This is a genomic window from Marinomonas sp. PE14-40, from assembly GCF_051623805.1.
In the GTDB taxonomy this organism is placed as follows: domain Bacteria; phylum Pseudomonadota; class Gammaproteobacteria; order Pseudomonadales; family Marinomonadaceae; genus Marinomonas.
Genome location: NZ_CP130700.1, coordinates 1,976,060 through 1,991,964 on the forward strand (window position 1 = coordinate 1,976,060; position 15,905 = coordinate 1,991,964).

Here is a 15,905-nt window from a genome sequence, read left to right on the forward strand (position 1 = left end):
CTTATAAACCTAACCTATTTTGAGTCAAAACAGCCGTTCTTCATACTTTGTAGCCAATTTAGTATAGATAAAAACAAAACCTAACTGGTTTTAAAAAGCGCTTATAAAACAATGCCATATAAAGCTTAAGATGCTTTAAAGTAATACGATTATGACTGTTTTTATTGATATCTAATTAAACATAAGCAAAAAAGTATCTATATTGAGTATTTATGTATTAGAGAGTCAATTTCTGCTCATCTATAGTTAACAACACTTGGTAGTGAACACCAAGATTAGGTAAGACTATAAAAACAATATACTCCAACCGGGGAACAACCTATGAATACCCTAGCTAAAAATTCGCTCGCTTGCGCTGTTACTCTCGCTGCTGCAATGAGCACTGCAAACCTTTATGCACAAACAGAAATCACTGTGGCAACCGTTAATAATGGCCACATGATTGAGATGCAAAAACTCACGCCAATTTTTGAACAAGCCAATCCAGATATCAAAGTGAAATGGGTTACTCTGGAAGAAGGTGTATTACGCCAAAACGTGACTCAAGACATCGCTAACAAAAGCGGCCTTTATGATGTCATGACAATCGGCATGTACGAAGCACCAATCTGGGGTGAAAGAAACTGGCTAGAGCCAATCGACACCAGTGGTAGTTATGATGTTGAAGATATCATTCCTTCTATTCGTGGCGGTCTATCTTATAACAACACCTTGTATGCAGCACCTTTCTATGGCGAAAGTTCTATGGTGATGTACCGTAAAGACCTAGTTAAAGCAGCTGGTATGGAAATTAACGACCGTGATAGTTGGGAACATATCCGTGATGTTGCTGCTGCCGTGCATAATCCCGGCGAAGGGGTTTATGGCATGTGCTTACGCGGTAAAGCTGGCTGGGGCGATAACATGGCCTTCGTGTCTACCATGGCAAACTCCTTTGGTGCACGCTGGTTTGACGAAGACTGGAAGCCTCAACTTGAAACGGCGGAATGGAAAAGTGCTGTTAGCTTCTATGTTGACCTACTGACTAAATACGGTCCTCCTGGAGCAAGTAGTAATAGTTTCAATGAAAACCTAGCTCTCTTTAACCAAGGTAAATGCGGCATGTGGATTGATGCCACCATTGCAGCATCTTTCGTAACAGATCCAACACAAAGTACTGTTGCTGATCAGGTTGGCTTTGCACAGTCTCCAATTAAAGCGACAGATAAAGGTGCTAACTGGTTATGGGCATGGTCGCTTGCGATTCCTGCTGGCACGAAAAACGCTGATGCAGCACAAACCTTTATCCGTTGGGCAACTTCGAAAGACTATATCCAGCTAGTAGGCGAAACCAATGGCTGGGCGGCGGTACCAACAGGTACTCGTAGCAGTACTTATGCTAACCCTAAATTCCAAGAAGCGGCGGTATTTGCCAAAGCTGAGTTAAAAGCAATCAATTCTGCTAATCCAGCTGATAGCACATTGAAACCGTCACCTTATGTGGGCGTTCAGTTTGCGGCTATTCCTGAGTTCCAAGCAATCGGAACGACAACAGGACAAATGGTATCAGGTGCACTCGCTGGCAGTATGTCAGTCGATCAAGCACTGAAATCGGCCAACACTTCTGCAAATCGTCAAATGCGTCAAGCGGGTTATTACTAACCAAATTAAAGGCAGAGGGTTAATCACCTCTGCCTTTTTTATTACGACTTAATGTGTTTCAGGCATACCCGTTAGAAGACGACTTTCAAACCTATAATAAGAGATACAACTCCATGAAGCGTTCAATTACTCGCTTATTAATGGCCCCCTCAATCATCCTCCTCTTGATTTGGATGATAGTGCCTTTATCCATGACCATCTACTTTTCAACCATACGTTTTAACCTGCTTTACCCAGGTCAAAACAACTTTGTTGGCTGGATGAATTTTGAGTTTTTCATCACTGACCCAGGCTTCATGCCTGCCGTCCTCAACACCTTAATTCTCTTAATATCGGTACTCATTATTACCGTTGTTCTCGGGGTTGCCCTTTCAGCATTAATTGATAAACCTTTCTTTGGACAAGGTATTGTTCGAGTACTGCTGATCTCACCTTTCTTCATCATGCCAACAGTCAACGCTTTGATTTGGAAGAATATGATGATGAACCCAGTATATGGCGTATTTGCCTGGATCTCCCAATCATTAGGGTTAGAACCCATAGATTGGCTGTCAGACTTCCCTCTCATGTCAGTCATTATCATGGTGAGCTGGCAGTGGCTTCCCTTTGCTATTTTAGTGTTCGTGACCGCTCTACAGTCTCAAGACACAGAGCAGAAAGAAGCAGCACAAATGGATGGCGCTAACGGTTGGCATATTTTTCGTTACCTGACCATTCCTCATCTCTCACGCCCTATTGCTGTGGTCGTCATGATAGAAACTATTTTCTTACTGGCCGTTTTTGCTGAGATTTTCGTATCGACAGGCGGTGGCCCAGGTTATGACAGTACGAACCTTGCTTATCTGATTTATAACCAAGCCCTACTTCAGTATGACGTTGGTGTCGCTTCAGCAGGTGGTTTATTCGCGGTGATTCTAGCCAATATTGTTGCCTTTTTCTTAATTCGTGCCGTCGGCAAAAACCTAACGGTGTGAGGTAATTATGATGACTCTTAATCAACAACGTAAATTTAAAACCTTTGTCACAGGTGCATTTGCATGGCTGATTGCGCTCCTGTTGTTTTTCCCAATTTTTTGGATGTTTATCACCTCCTTTAAAACAGAGTTACAGGCGATCTCAGTGCCGCCATCACTCTTCTTTGAGCCAACCCTTGATAACTTTGGCATAGTGCAAGAGCGAAGTGACTATCTAAAACATGCTTTTAACTCAGTTATCACATCCTTTGGTTCAACCTTAATTGCACTCATCATTGGGGTGCCAGCCGCTTATGCGATGGCGTTTAACCCAACCAAGAAAACCAAAGATATTTTACTATGGATGCTATCCACCAAGATGCTCCCAGCGGTCGGTGTATTAGTACCTATTTATATCTTAAGCCGTGATTATGGCTTATTAGATTCACGTACCGGCTTGGTGATCATATTCACATTGATGAACCTGCCTATCATCATTTGGATGCTGTTCTCCTACTTTAAAGATCTACCGAAAGAGATCCTAGAAGCCGCTCGAATGGATGGTGCTAGCCCATGGGATGAAATCGTTAAAGTTGTCTTGCCCCTATCCATTGGCGGTATTTCATCAACGGCTCTTTTATCCATCATCTTGTGTTGGAACGAAGCCTTTTGGTCTCTTAACTTAACCGCCTCAGAAGCCGCGCCACTTACGGCCATGATTGCCTCTTACTCAAGTCCTGAAGGCTTATTCTGGGCCAAGCTATCGGCGGCTTCTACCTTAGCCTGCGCTCCGATCGTTATATTCGGTTGGTTCTGCCAAAAACAACTTGTTCAAGGCCTTACATTCGGCGCTGTAAAATAATTTTTAGGAACAAACATCATGAGCTACTTAACCATTACAGAATTGCAAAAACACTACGACAGCTACCATGCACTTCGCGGCATCAATCTCTCTATTACCGAAGGCGAATTTGTTGTTTTCGTTGGCCCATCAGGCTGTGGTAAATCGACACTACTAAGAACCATAGCAGGTTTAGAGTCCAGTTCAGAAGGCAGTATTAATCTAGATAATCGAGACATCACAGAGCTTGCCTCTTCTAAGCGTGATTTGGCGATGGTATTTCAGTCTTATGCCCTTTACCCACATATGACAGTGGCGGATAACCTTTCTTTCGCTCTACGTCTTGCGAAAGTGCCAGACAGTGAAATTGAAGAAAAGGTACGGAGCGTTTCAGCGTCTCTGCAACTTGATCCATTACTTGAGCGTAAGCCTAAAGAACTTTCTGGTGGTCAACGCCAGAGGGTCGCTATCGGCCGTGCAATCGTGCGCCAACCTAAGGTTTTCTTATTTGATGAGCCACTATCTAACCTAGATGCAGCCCTTAGAGTACAGATGCGTTTAGAACTTGCTCGTCTACATAAAAAATTAGGTACAACCATGATTTATGTTACCCATGATCAGGTTGAAGCCATGACCCTAGCCGACCGAGTCGTCATTCTAAATGCTGGTCAAATTGAACAAGTCGGCACACCGCTAGAACTTTATCGCCAGCCTAATAGCCGTTTTGTGGCCGAATTTATCGGAACACCAAAAATGAACTTACTGGATGTATTTGATGTAACACGCCAAGACGAAAACTTATCCCTTGATATTGGCGTAGGCCAAATCAATTTCCCGAACAATCGTATCAATGGTCCTGTACCTGGCTCTATCAAACTAGGTATTCGCCCTGAGCATATGCATTTGGTACCAGAAGGCGGCGACCTTAGCGGTAAAATTGAGCTAGTCGAACACCTAGGTTCAGAGGCTTATACCCACATTCAACTTGAAAGCCAACAAACCATCATAGTCAAAGCCTCTGCTCGCAGTAATATTCAAGATGGGCAATTAGTGCAAATCAAAATAGACCTTGATGAGGTTATTTTATTTAACGAAAGTGACCGTGTTATCTCCAAGCTAGCCGAGGAAGTCAGCCATGCCTAACATGCTCGCCCCAACGCGTGGAGCAGATCAACTGCTAGTACAAAACTATGAGAAGGATGCAATCTCCCCAGGTGTTATGCACTTGGGAGTCGGTGCCTTTCATCGTGCTCATCAGGCGGTGTATTTCGATCGCTTATTATCTAAGCCAGCAGGCAAACATTGGGGCTTAATCGGCGTTAATATACGCCCGCAGGATAGCCAAGGTTTTACTCAATTAAATAAGCAAAACGGTGAGTATGTGCTTAAAACCATGAGCCCAAAAGGTGAAGCGGTATACGAGCATATCCGCGCTATTACCCAGCTTGTTGATGGCGCAATTGAGCCTGAAACAGTGGATCATTTAATGGCCGATAATCAAATTCAATTGATCACAACCACTGTGACAGAAGGTGGCTATTATCTAGATGAAAATAACCAACTGATGCAAGATCACCCTCTTATCAAGGATGATTTGAGTTCAGGTCGTAATACGCTTTATGCCTTTTTATATGCGGGTTTAAAAAAGCGTAGCGAAACATCTGCCAGCAAGATTACTCTGCTTTGCTGTGATAATTTGCGTCATAACGGCAAACTTTTAAAAACAGGTCTATTACAATTTTTAAAAGCGAAGCAAGATGAATCTCTACATGCTTGGGCACTAGAGAACTGCTCTTTTCCATCCTCTATGGTTGATAGAATTACGCCAAAACCTAGCATAGAGCATCAAAAGGATGTGCAGTCACGCTTCAATATTGAAGATAACATGACTGTCATGGCGGAAGACTTTATCCAATGGGTTGTAGAAGATGACTTTGCAGGCGAAAGACCGCCTTTACATAAAGTTGATGTGCAGCTAGTTGAAGATGTCACACCGTTTGAAGAGGCAAAAATCCGTATTTTAAATGCAGGGCATACCTGTGTGGCTTATCAAGCAGCGCTAAAAGGCTTAGATTATTTCGACCAAGCTATGATGGACATGGAGTTAAAAGTCTATTTCTCTAACTTTATTAAGCAAGATGCGATTCCTGCCATAGGCCAGTCTGTGGTCGATCTTTCTTCTTATGCCAAGGTCATTGCTCTGCGTTTTAGTAACACCAATATTGGCGATACGGTAGAGCGTATCTGTACAGACGGTTATGCCAAGTTCCCAATTTTTGTGTACCCGACACTTGCTGGTATCTATCAATTAGGCGGCATTCCCAATAAAACCATTGATGCCATTGCGAGCTGGTTTGTTTTTATCCATCAAACCGCCCAAGGCAAGTTGCAAGTTAACTATTACGAGCCAAACATGGATAAGCTTGCCGCTTTTACCAATGACGAAAAAGGCATTCATGCCTTTGCAACAGATACCTACCTCTGGCAAGACCTACCAGAAGCCTACCCTGATTTTGTTTCTCGTTTGAGTCGCTCAATTAAGCAAACTCAGCTGCGTTTTTCAGCCTAGAAGCAAAGGTTAAATTTAAGGAATTAATATGACATTAGATAATCAAAACTTAGAAAATAAAGTGGCTTTGATTACAGGTTCAGCGGGCGGCATAGGACTTGCCATTGCACAAACCTATTTGGCTAACGGCGCAAAAGTGGTGCTGACTGATTACTCAAAAGACACGCCAGACGCCTTAACAGGACTACTCGCAGATTACCCTAATAAAGCCCTTTATATCGGCTGTGATATTTGTGACAGCCAAGGAGTCGATAGGTTAATCCAAAGCACTGTCGAGCAATTCGATCGACTGGATATTCTGGTAAACAATGCGGCTGTATTTGATTTGGCACCAATACTTGAGTCCGATGAAGAAAGCTTTGATCGCCTTTTTGATATCAACGTTAAAGCCTTCTTCTTTACCCTGCAAAAGGTCGCTCAGAAGATGGTCGATATGGGCATAGAGGGTCGCATTATCAATATGGCTTCTCAGGCAGGTCGTCGCGGTGAGGCCTTAGTTTCCCATTATTGTGCAACGAAAGCCGCTGTGATCAGTTATACCCAATCGGCAGCGCTTGGATTAGCTCAGTATAAAATCAATGTGAACGCAATTTCGCCTGGCGTGATAGATACCCCTATGTGGGAGCATGTGGATAGTCTATTTGCCAAACACGAAAACCTCGCACTGGGAGAAAAGAAGACTGCTGTTGGTAAGGCTGTCCCCTTAGGTTATATGGGAGAGCCTGCAGAGATAGCCTCTTTAGCACTCTTTTTAGCCTCAGAAGGTGCCAGATACATTACCGCTCAGACCTACAATGTCGATGGCGGCAATGTGATGAGTTAATATACAAACCAAATAGCTACACTCTGAAAATTAGGCGTGCACTATTATTTGGAGCAAGAGCCTAATAGGAAAGTAAGATGTCTATGAAAAACCGAAATACACCAGAGCTTGAATTAATTGAAGAGCATGTTGAAACCATACGTTATCTTGAACATGGTTTTCCTTGTGACCTGATACGTTGGCATGCCCACGATGATTACGAGCTGCATTTTATTGTCTCTACCACGGGCAAGGTATTTATTGGTGATTACATAGGCACTTACACTCCTGGCCAACTCATTCTCACCGGCCCAAGATTGCCCCATAACTGGGTTTGTCAAAACGACCAAGACCCAGTTAAATTAAGAGATATGGTGATACGTTTTGATCACGAATCCTTCTCTAATGGTTTAAAAATCATCCCAGAGCTGGCTGAGATTTTACCTATGCTTGCAAGAGCAAAGTCTGGCATAGAGTTTTTAAACTTTGACCCAGACTACCTCAAAGAAACCTTTGAAAAAGTACGCGACAGCCAAGGCTTACAACGCCTTATTAATGCGCTTCCCCTGTTAAGCAAGCTTGCCTCTACCCATGACTATCGCCTGCTTTCGACTGTACAAATTGACTTAAAATCCAATGAAAGCTTGCAACGTAAAATCAATACCGTCGTGGATTACGTCTCGCAAAATTATAATAAAGATATCTGCCTGTCAGATGCGGCAAGCCTGATTGGCATGTCTGATAGCCACTTCTCTCGTTTCTTCAAAAAAGCCACGGGGAATCGTTTTATCGAGTTTGTAAATCGAGTGCGCATTAGTCGTGCTTGTAGCTTATTAAGTGATACAGACCAGCAGATTACCAACATTTGCTTCTTAGTGGGCTTTAACAGTGTGGCTAACTTTAATCGTCGTTTTCATGAACTAAAAGGCGTCACCCCAAGGGATTTTCGCAGCCAAAGTCATAATCATGATGAAGCAATTCCTTACTAGAGAGGTCTTAGTAGAAACGCCTTACTAGAGAAGCCTTGCTAAAAGCGCTTACTGGACTCAAGCGAGCTCAGTAAGGCTTTGATTAAATACCAAACTCGCCTTAGCAAGCTGGCTATAAACCTCATGTTTTTTCAGATAATACTCAGCCAGTTCAGCTTGAGGTTGGTGTTCGTCTAATACCTCTGGCATAACGCAAATTTCTGCTATCAGGTTCTCTAGAACATCATTAGGTGCTTTAGCATCTGACACATCATAAAGTGCGTCTTCATATCTCACACCTATCATGGCAAGTCGAGCAGCCCCTAAACCAGGCGCCACTTCGCCTCCATCTCGATAAACCAAATTTTGATCTAACACATTCGATAAGATCTGACGCCACAAAGGAGAGCGAGCACCACCGCCAATTAAAGACAGTTCCTGTTTAACGCCATCGTCATTAGCTAATGCTTTCTGACAATCCAATAGGGAAAAGGCAACGCCTTCTAACACGGCTAAAGTCATTTCTTCAATGGATGTATCGTTCACCAAGCCAATAAATTGACCAGTCATTATAGGGTTATTATGAGGTGTACGTTCCCCATTTAAATAAGGTAAGAACACTAACTTAGTTCGTAAATTTCCACGTTTTTCAATGAAGCTATCTAGAGTATTTAATAAATCTGCAACGGGCTTATTAGCTAGTTTAGCGACCCAAGATAAGGAATTTGCCGCACTTAATGTCACCCCCATTTGATGCCAACGATTAGGCAGAGCATGACAAAAAGCGTGTACTGTTTTTTCAGGGTTAGCTCGGTGTTGATCACTCACACTAAAATACACGCCAGAAGTCCCTAGAGAAATTAAGCCTTGACCAGTATTAACCACCCCCATTCCCACAGCGCCCGCGGCATTATCGCCAGCACCAGCCACCACAGGTACTTGTGGCAAAGACAATAAGGCCGCTACATCATCCGACAAACACCCAATCACATCACAAGCTTCATGCACCTTAGGCATATTATTCAGAGTGAAATCTGTAGCCGCTAAAAGAGAGGTATCCCATTGGCGAGTAGCAGGGTTCAGCCAAAGAGAACCCGCAGCATCCGAGCAATCAGTGGCAAGTTTGCCAGTTAAACGATAAGACAAATAATCCTTAGGCAGTAAGACATATTGCACCTTAGCGAAAAGCGTTGGCTCATGTCGTTTTAACCATAAGGCTTTGGGAGAAGTAAAACCTGACATGGCCAAGTTACCACTCAAGTTTAATAGATTAGGACACAAGGTTATTAAGTCTTGGCACTCTTGCTGACTACGGCCGTCATTCCAGAGAATACAAGGTCTTAGCACTTCGCCTTGCTTATCAAGAAAAGTCGCACCATGCATTTGCCCAGATAAGCCTATGCCTTTTAATTGGCTAAAGTCTTGTCCTTGGGAGTCAAGAATCAGGTGTAAGCTGGCGACTACCTCTTTGACCGCCTGCCACCAAGATAGCGGACCTTGCTCAGACCACAGCGGCTCAGGAGAGCTAACCTCAAGGCTTTTAGAGCTTATCGCAATTAGTTCACCCGCTTGGTTTATCACCACCCCTTTTAACCCAGAGGTACCAAGATCTAAACCTAAATACATTTAATCCACTCCCTTATTATCTTTATATTAAGCATGATAAACAGAGTGTTAAAACAAAGGCGGTCTGAGTCAACCAAATTGGGCAAAGCCAACAGATGCGTATCAGTATTTGCTAAAAAAGGTTTAGTTAGCTCAACATAGAAAGCTTTTATTCAAACTTACTTAGAAGATAAAAAGAGCGAAGAAAAACGAGCTTAATCTATTGGCCTTTCAATCTGATGGTCCGTCGGCTGAGGGGTTATAGTGAGTACTTTCACTCCTTTTGGAGATTCAAACCTATGCCAAATACCTTGTGGCACGATAAGTAACTCACCCGCCTTTATTTTATTTGGGACTTCTTCGTTATCAATCAGCAAAACTAAGCTAGTTTCACCTTCGATAACTTGCACCATTTCATCCCCATTAGCGTGCCTTTCCCACTCACTGAACCCCGTATAATTGGCAATAAACATGCCGCCATTGCCAAAGTCAGACAAGGTGTCGTAGGCACTGTTCCCATCATTATGATCAGAATTTGTTGGGGTTCGTCCATCAAGGTGTTTGGTATGAGATAAGGCTTGTTCGAGATTAATCGGTGTCGCTTTATTTGAGGATGCAGGCATAACTAAGGTCCCTTCATATTATTTTAAGCATCAAGAGTATGACACCTTCCCTATACTCGAACAAAAAAATCCCGCACTTCAAAGAAGTGCGGGAAATTAAAACACCAACTAAGGAGGAATTAGCTGGTTTAGAAAACAAGAAACAAAACGACTAAAGCCCTTATTTCTTGATTCCCTAAGACAGGAAACAGTGATTAAGCCGCTTTTAAATTAGCCTGAATTTCAAGCAAAGCTTTCGTGGCAATCGGGTTTAAATCTTCTGCAAACTCTTCCATATTAGCGCAAATTTTTTGGCGCATAGGTAAAGCCCAGAATGCGGTAATATGGGTAACTACCTTTTTCACACAATCTTCTTCGGTTGAACCTATACCTATGTTTGAGGCAATTTGGTTCGCCATTTTAATTAGTTGGCTTAATTCATTTTCACTCATGTTAAATCCTCTGATTCATGGTTGCGCCTTAGGCATCAACCGCTTGCACATATACGACTTGTCTTTGGGGTCTAACAAAGCCAATCAAATTCATATTGGCTTGTTTCGCTAAGGCAATGGCCATCTTGGTTGGCGCAGAGACAGCCACCAAGGTGTGAATACCACATTTAGCGGCCTTAGAGACCATTTCAAAACTGGCTCGACTTGATACCAGCACAAAACCCGCCAATTTATCCTGTTGCTTATTTCGAGCAATCGCACCTAATAGCTTATCAAGGGCATTGTGCCTTCCCACGTCTTCTCGAATAGAAACTAGCTCAGCATTGGCATCAAATAAGGCTGCAGCATGTACTGCGCCACATTGAGATTGAATCTGCTGTGACCCTTTTAACTTAGCCGCGGCTTTTTCAATAAGCTGATAACTTGGCATAGGACGCGCATCTCGTATGGCAACATCTGGCTGCACTGCGGTTAATGACTCTAAACCACATATACCACAACCGGTACGACCACTTAGCTGCCTACGCCTTTGTTTTAGATTCACAAAAGCCTCGGTCGCTATTTCCATGCGTACTTCAATGCCTAACTCAGATTCCACCAGCTCTAGACTACGCAACTGTTTTTTTGAAGTCAGAATGCCTTCGGTCAAACTAAAGCCCATTGCAAAGTCAGCTAGATCCTGAGGTGTTAGCATCATCACCGCATGGCTAATGCCGTTATACACCAGTGCCACTGCAACTTCTTCAGCAATCCAATCACTTTGTGCTAGTTCGCCCTCTGGGTTACGCACTATCACATTTTCTTCATGAGTCGCTTGTACAACTAGCTGCTCTGATAAATTGCCGGACTGATTTGCTTGCAAAACTGGCTCGCCTCTTTTCTAGTGAATAAGTGAGAAGTATGAAGGACTTCCCTTAAAGGTGTAAGTCCCAAAGGTGTAAGCCCTTAAGACATAGCCCTTAAGATATAGCCCTTCATCACATGTCACCTAAACTTATTTATCAATAAAGGCGATTTGCTGCTCAGTAAACTCAGCAAATTGGTTTTGCCATTCTGAGTTTGCTGTCTCACTAATCAATTTATCCACTTGTACCGCGGTTACCTTGTACTCAGGACAGTTAGTCGCCCAGTCTGAGTTATCTGTGGTTATCACGTTCGCACCCGTTTCTGGGTGGTGGAAAGTGGTATAAACCACACCTGGCTGCATGCGATCTGAGACAATCGCTCTGAGGTGAGTATCACCGGCACGACTGGCAAGGGACACTAGATCACCTGTGTTAATGCCTCTGTCTTCTGCATCTTGAGGGTGTAGTTCTAGACTGTCTTCACCATGCCAAGAGGAGTTCTCGGTACGACGGGTTTGTGCACCCACATTGTATTGCGACAAGATACGACCTGTCGTCAAAAGAAGTGGGAAGCGACGTGTCACTTTCTCTTCGGTTGGTACGTATTCAGTCAGTGCAAAGAAGCCTTTACCGCGAACAAAGCCATCCACGTGCATGATAGGCGTGCCATCTGGCGTGTCATCATTACATGGCCATTGCAGCGACCCTTCTTCATCCAAACGTTCGTAAGTCACGTTTGAGAAAGTCGGTGTTAGTGCCGCAATTTCTGCCATAATTTGTGACGGATGCTCATAGTGCATTTCATACCCTAGGGCTTTAGAAAGACCTAGCGTTACCTGCCAATCTTCAAGACCCGGCATAGGTGGCATCACTTTACGCACTGGCGAAATACGACGCTCAGCGTTTGTGAAAGTACCGTTCTTCTCTAGGAAGCTGGTTCCCGGTAAGAAAACATGAGCAAACTTAGCCGTCTCATTCAAGAAGATATCCTGAACAATCAAACACTCCATATTACGCAACGCAGCTTCTACGTGTTTTGTATTTGGATCAGACTGAGCAATATCCTCACCCTGAACATACAAGCCTTTATAGCTGCCTTCAACCGCAGCATCTAGCATGTTGGTAATACGGTAGCCTGGCTCTGGGTCCAGTTTCACTTTCCATGCATCTTCGAAAAGATCACGTACCGCTTGTCCAGAAATATGACGATAGCCAGGTAGCTCATGCGGGAAAGACCCCATGTCACACGAACCCTGTACGTTGTTCTGACCCCGTAGCGGGTTAACACCCACACCATCACGGCCAACGTTACCTGTTAGCATGGCAAGGTTAGCAATCCCCATTACGGTAGATGAACCTTGACTGTGCTCGGTCACACCTAGACCATAGTAGATAGAACCATTACCGCCGGTAGCATAAAGACGTGCTGCTCCGCGAATATAGGCCGCTGGAATACCGGTAAATTGTTCTGTGTTTTCTGGGGAATGACGCTCATCTGCGATGAAGTTTTTCCACTCATGGAAAGCTTCTGTTTCACAACGTTCTGCAATAAAGTCAGCGGCTTCTAACCCTTCATTAACGATAACGTGAGCCATAGCATTCACAAATGCCACGTTTGTTCCCGGCATTAGCTGCAAATGGTAATCCGCATTCACATGAGGGCCATTTACCAAGTCGATGCTACGTGGATCAACCACAATCAGCTTAGCCCCTTCACGGATACGTTTTTTCATACGTGAACCGAATACTGGGTGAGCATCGGTTGGGTTAGCACCAATGACCATGATGACATCAGTTTTTTCAACCGAATCAAATGTCTGTGTACCTGCCGATTCACCAAGGGTGGTTTTCAAGCCAAAACCGGTTGGTGAATGACAAACACGGGCACAGGTATCCACATTGTTGTTACCAAAGGCAGCTCGAACCAGTTTTTGAACCAGATAGGTTTCTTCATTGGTACAACGAGATGAGGTAATACCGCCTACTGAGTTGCGGCCGTACTTCTCTTGAATACCTTTAATACGAGTCGCGGCAAAATCAAATGCCTCTTCAAAAGACACTTTACGCCATGGCTGATCAATCGAATCACGCACCATAGGCGAAGTAATTCTGTCTTGGTGAGTGGCATAACCAAAGGCAAATCGACCTTTCACGCAAGAGTGACCACGGTTGGCTTTACCGCCTTTCCAAGGTGTCATACGAATGACTTCATCACCCTTCATGTCAGCTTTAAAGGCGCAACCTACACCACAATAAGCACAAGTAGTAATCACTGAATGCTCAGGCTGTCCTTTATCGATAATCGAGGTTTCCATCAAGGTTGCCGTTGGGCAGGCTTGCACACAAGCACCACAAGAAACACAGTCAGAATCCATAAAGGCATCATCTTGCCCCGGAGATACTTTCGATTCAAAACCACGAGAAGAAATGGTTAAGGCAAATGTACCTTGTGTTTCTTCACAGGCACGCACACAGCGATTACAAACGATACATTTGCTCGCATCAAAGGTGAAATAAGGGTTAGACGTATCTTTCTTCTCATCTAAGTGAGTATGGCTTGGAATCGCGCTTTGCCCTGTGTAACGGACATTACGTAGGCCAACTGCACCTGCCATATCTTGTAGTTCACAGTCGCCATTAGCAGGACAGGTCAAACAATCTAACGGGTGATCAGAGATATAAAGCTCCATCACATTGCGGCGTAATTTACCAATTTTATCGTTTTGTGTTTTAACTTCCATGCCCGCTTCTGCCGGTGTGGTACATGAAGCAGGAAAGCCACGACGACCTTCAATTTGAACCAAACAAATACGACAAGAACCAAAGGCTTCTAAGGAATCGGTCGCACAAAGCTTAGGAATATTAATACCTGCCATAGCGGCAGCATGCATAACAGAGGTGCCTTCAGGTACACGCACTTCATTACCATCAATACTCAGGCTGATAAGCTCAGCGTCTGGCGTCGGATCGAAGGTCGCCGGCGGCGTACCGTAATCAATCTCGCTATCAAGGTCAGTTCTTGGATCAAAAAAATGTAACATATTATTGGCCTGCCTCTTGATTGTTTGATGGTTTTTGGAAGTCTTCGCCAAAATGCTCAAGCGCACTTTGTACAGGGAAAGGCGTCATACCGCCCATGGCACATAAAGAGCCAGACACCATGGTGTCGCATAAATCTTCTAACAGCTCTAAATTGTCATCTCGGTTTTCATCGGCACGAATACGGTCGATTACTTCAACCCCACGGGTCGAACCAATACGACAAGGCGTACACTTACCACATGATTCTTCAACACAGAATTCCATAGAGAAACGTGCTTGTTCTAACATGTCGACTGTGTCATCAAAGGCCACTAAACCACCGTGACCTAATACAGCACCTTCGGCAGATAAGGCTTCATAATCCATTTCTAGATGCCATTGAGATTCAGGCAGATAAGCCCCTAATGGACCACCAGACTGAACAGAGCGCATAGGTCTGCCAGAACGAGTACCCCCACCAAAATCAAATAAAAGCTCTTTCATTGTGATACCAAAAGCCGTCTCAACAAGCCCTGGGTATTTCAGGTTACCCGCTAGCTGGAAAGGCATGGTGCCACGAGAGCGCCCCATTCCAAACTCTTGGTAGAACTTACCGCCTTTAGCCAAAATAATGGCAATGGTCGATAAAGATAAAACGTTGTTTACAACGGTAGGTTGGCCAAACAAACCTTCAATTGCTGGCAGTGGCGGTTTAGGTCGAACCATGCCGCGCTTGCCTTCTAAGCTTTCCATCAAGGCGGTTTCTTCACCGCAGATATAAGCCTTGGCACCAATGCGCACTTCTAGGTGGAAGGTTTTACCACTGTCGAGAATGTTTTCGCCAAGGTAGCCATTTTGCTCTGCCACTTGAATGGCTTCGTTCAAAATATCTTTTGCGTGAGGGTATTCTTCACGTAGGTAGATGTAACCTTGAGTCGCTTCAACCGCAAGACCTGCGATTGTCATGCCTTCGATCAAAGCAAAAGGGTCAGCTTCCATTTGCAAACGGTCAGCAAAGGTACCTGAGTCACCTTCGTCTGCATTACAAATAATGTATTTCTGTGCTGCTGGTGTATTTAATACGGTTTGCCATTTAATCCCTGTTGGGAAAGCCGCTCCACCACGGCCACGAAGGCCTGATTCTTTTACTTCGTCGACTAGGGCTTGTGAACTCATATCTAAAGCACGCACTAAACCGTCATAGCCATGAGTGCTCTTATAGTCAGTCAAGCTCACAGGGTCAATAATACCAGCACGGGCAAAGGTCAGGCGTTGCTGTTTTTTTAGATATTCAATTTCTTCTGTTAACCCCAAGTACAAAGGATGCGCTTGGCGATCGCTTGGTGAAGCATTATTCAAAAGACCCGCTTCGATCAGGCTAGGCAAATCTTTAGGTGCAACAGGGCCATAAGCAACACGCCCTTCTGGGGTGTCTACTTCGACCATTGGCTCTAACCAAAAAAGGCCACGGGAACCATTACGTACCAAATCAACAACCGTATCTTGCTCGGCTGCTAACTGAGTTAATTTTTTACTAACACGTTCTGCACCAACAGACAGGGCTGCAGAATCACGCGGGATAAAGACTTTCACAATCGTTGTCATA

The 15,905-nt window shown here is 44.1% G+C and carries 13 protein-coding genes; 7 read left to right on the top strand and 6 right to left on the bottom strand.

Going from position 1 to position 15,905, the window contains the following annotated elements; all coding sequences use genetic code 11:
- The first annotated feature begins 321 nt into the window (after positions 1-321).
- The 7 genes from Q0A08_RS09050 to Q0A08_RS09080 all read left to right on the top strand — a co-directional run bounded on the left by Q0A08_RS09050 (position 322) and on the right by Q0A08_RS09080 (position 7,795).
- Entirely contained in the window at positions 322-1,641 is a 1,320-nt protein-coding gene (locus Q0A08_RS09050) for an ABC transporter substrate-binding protein (RefSeq protein WP_438466484.1), read from the top strand.
- Between the two features lie 113 nt (positions 1,642-1,754).
- Complete coding sequence (locus Q0A08_RS09055) at positions 1,755-2,615, top strand: carbohydrate ABC transporter permease (protein ID WP_438466486.1); 861 nt, start codon at positions 1,755-1,757, stop codon at positions 2,613-2,615.
- Positions 2,616-2,622: 7 nt separating this feature from the next.
- Complete coding sequence (locus Q0A08_RS09060) at positions 2,623-3,456, top strand: carbohydrate ABC transporter permease (RefSeq protein ID WP_438466488.1); 834 nt, start codon at positions 2,623-2,625, stop codon at positions 3,454-3,456.
- Between the two features lie 18 nt (positions 3,457-3,474).
- The gene (locus Q0A08_RS09065) at positions 3,475-4,578 is read left to right on the top strand and encodes an ABC transporter ATP-binding protein (RefSeq protein WP_438466490.1); all 1,104 of its coding nucleotides are present in this window, start codon (positions 3,475-3,477) and stop codon (positions 4,576-4,578) included.
- The gene (locus Q0A08_RS09070) at positions 4,571-6,004 is read left to right on the top strand and encodes a mannitol dehydrogenase family protein (protein ID WP_438466492.1); all 1,434 of its coding nucleotides are present in this window, start codon (positions 4,571-4,573) and stop codon (positions 6,002-6,004) included. The genes Q0A08_RS09065 and Q0A08_RS09070 overlap by 8 nt, the downstream gene beginning before the upstream one ends.
- A 28-nt stretch (positions 6,005-6,032) precedes the next feature.
- Complete coding sequence (locus Q0A08_RS09075) at positions 6,033-6,827, top strand: L-iditol 2-dehydrogenase (RefSeq protein ID WP_438466494.1); 795 nt, start codon at positions 6,033-6,035, stop codon at positions 6,825-6,827.
- Between the two features lie 77 nt (positions 6,828-6,904).
- Positions 6,905-7,795 (top strand): AraC family transcriptional regulator, encoded by an 891-nt coding sequence (locus Q0A08_RS09080; protein WP_238326174.1) that lies wholly within the window; start codon positions 6,905-6,907, stop codon positions 7,793-7,795.
- A gap of 57 nt (positions 7,796-7,852) precedes the next feature.
- Here the strand turns inward: Q0A08_RS09080 and xylB are convergent, their stop codons facing one another.
- The 6 genes from xylB to Q0A08_RS09110 all read right to left on the bottom strand — a co-directional run bounded on the left by xylB (position 7,853) and on the right by Q0A08_RS09110 (position 15,904).
- On the bottom strand, positions 7,853-9,400 hold the full coding sequence (xylB, locus tag Q0A08_RS09085) for a xylulokinase (protein ID WP_438466496.1): 1,548 nt from the start codon (positions 9,398-9,400) through the stop codon (positions 7,853-7,855).
- Between the two features lie 194 nt (positions 9,401-9,594).
- Positions 9,595-10,002, bottom strand: coding sequence for a cupin domain-containing protein (locus Q0A08_RS09090; RefSeq protein WP_438466497.1), 408 nt, complete (start codon positions 10,000-10,002; stop codon positions 9,595-9,597).
- Between the two features lie 194 nt (positions 10,003-10,196).
- Positions 10,197-10,433, bottom strand: coding sequence for a formate dehydrogenase subunit delta (locus tag Q0A08_RS09095; RefSeq protein ID WP_438466499.1), 237 nt, complete (start codon positions 10,431-10,433; stop codon positions 10,197-10,199).
- 28 nt (positions 10,434-10,461) lie between these two features.
- Complete coding sequence (gene fdhD, locus Q0A08_RS09100) at positions 10,462-11,295, bottom strand: formate dehydrogenase accessory sulfurtransferase FdhD (protein ID WP_438466501.1); 834 nt, start codon at positions 11,293-11,295, stop codon at positions 10,462-10,464.
- A 132-nt stretch (positions 11,296-11,427) separates the two neighbouring features.
- Positions 11,428-14,319, bottom strand: coding sequence for a formate dehydrogenase subunit alpha (fdhF, locus tag Q0A08_RS09105; protein ID WP_438466503.1), 2,892 nt, complete (start codon positions 14,317-14,319; stop codon positions 11,428-11,430).
- A gap of 1 nt (position 14,320) precedes the next feature.
- A complete protein-coding gene (locus tag Q0A08_RS09110) occupies positions 14,321-15,904 on the bottom strand; it encodes a formate dehydrogenase beta subunit (RefSeq protein WP_438466505.1) in 1,584 nt (527 codons plus the stop codon).
- Between the last annotated feature and the right edge of the window lies 1 nt (position 15,905).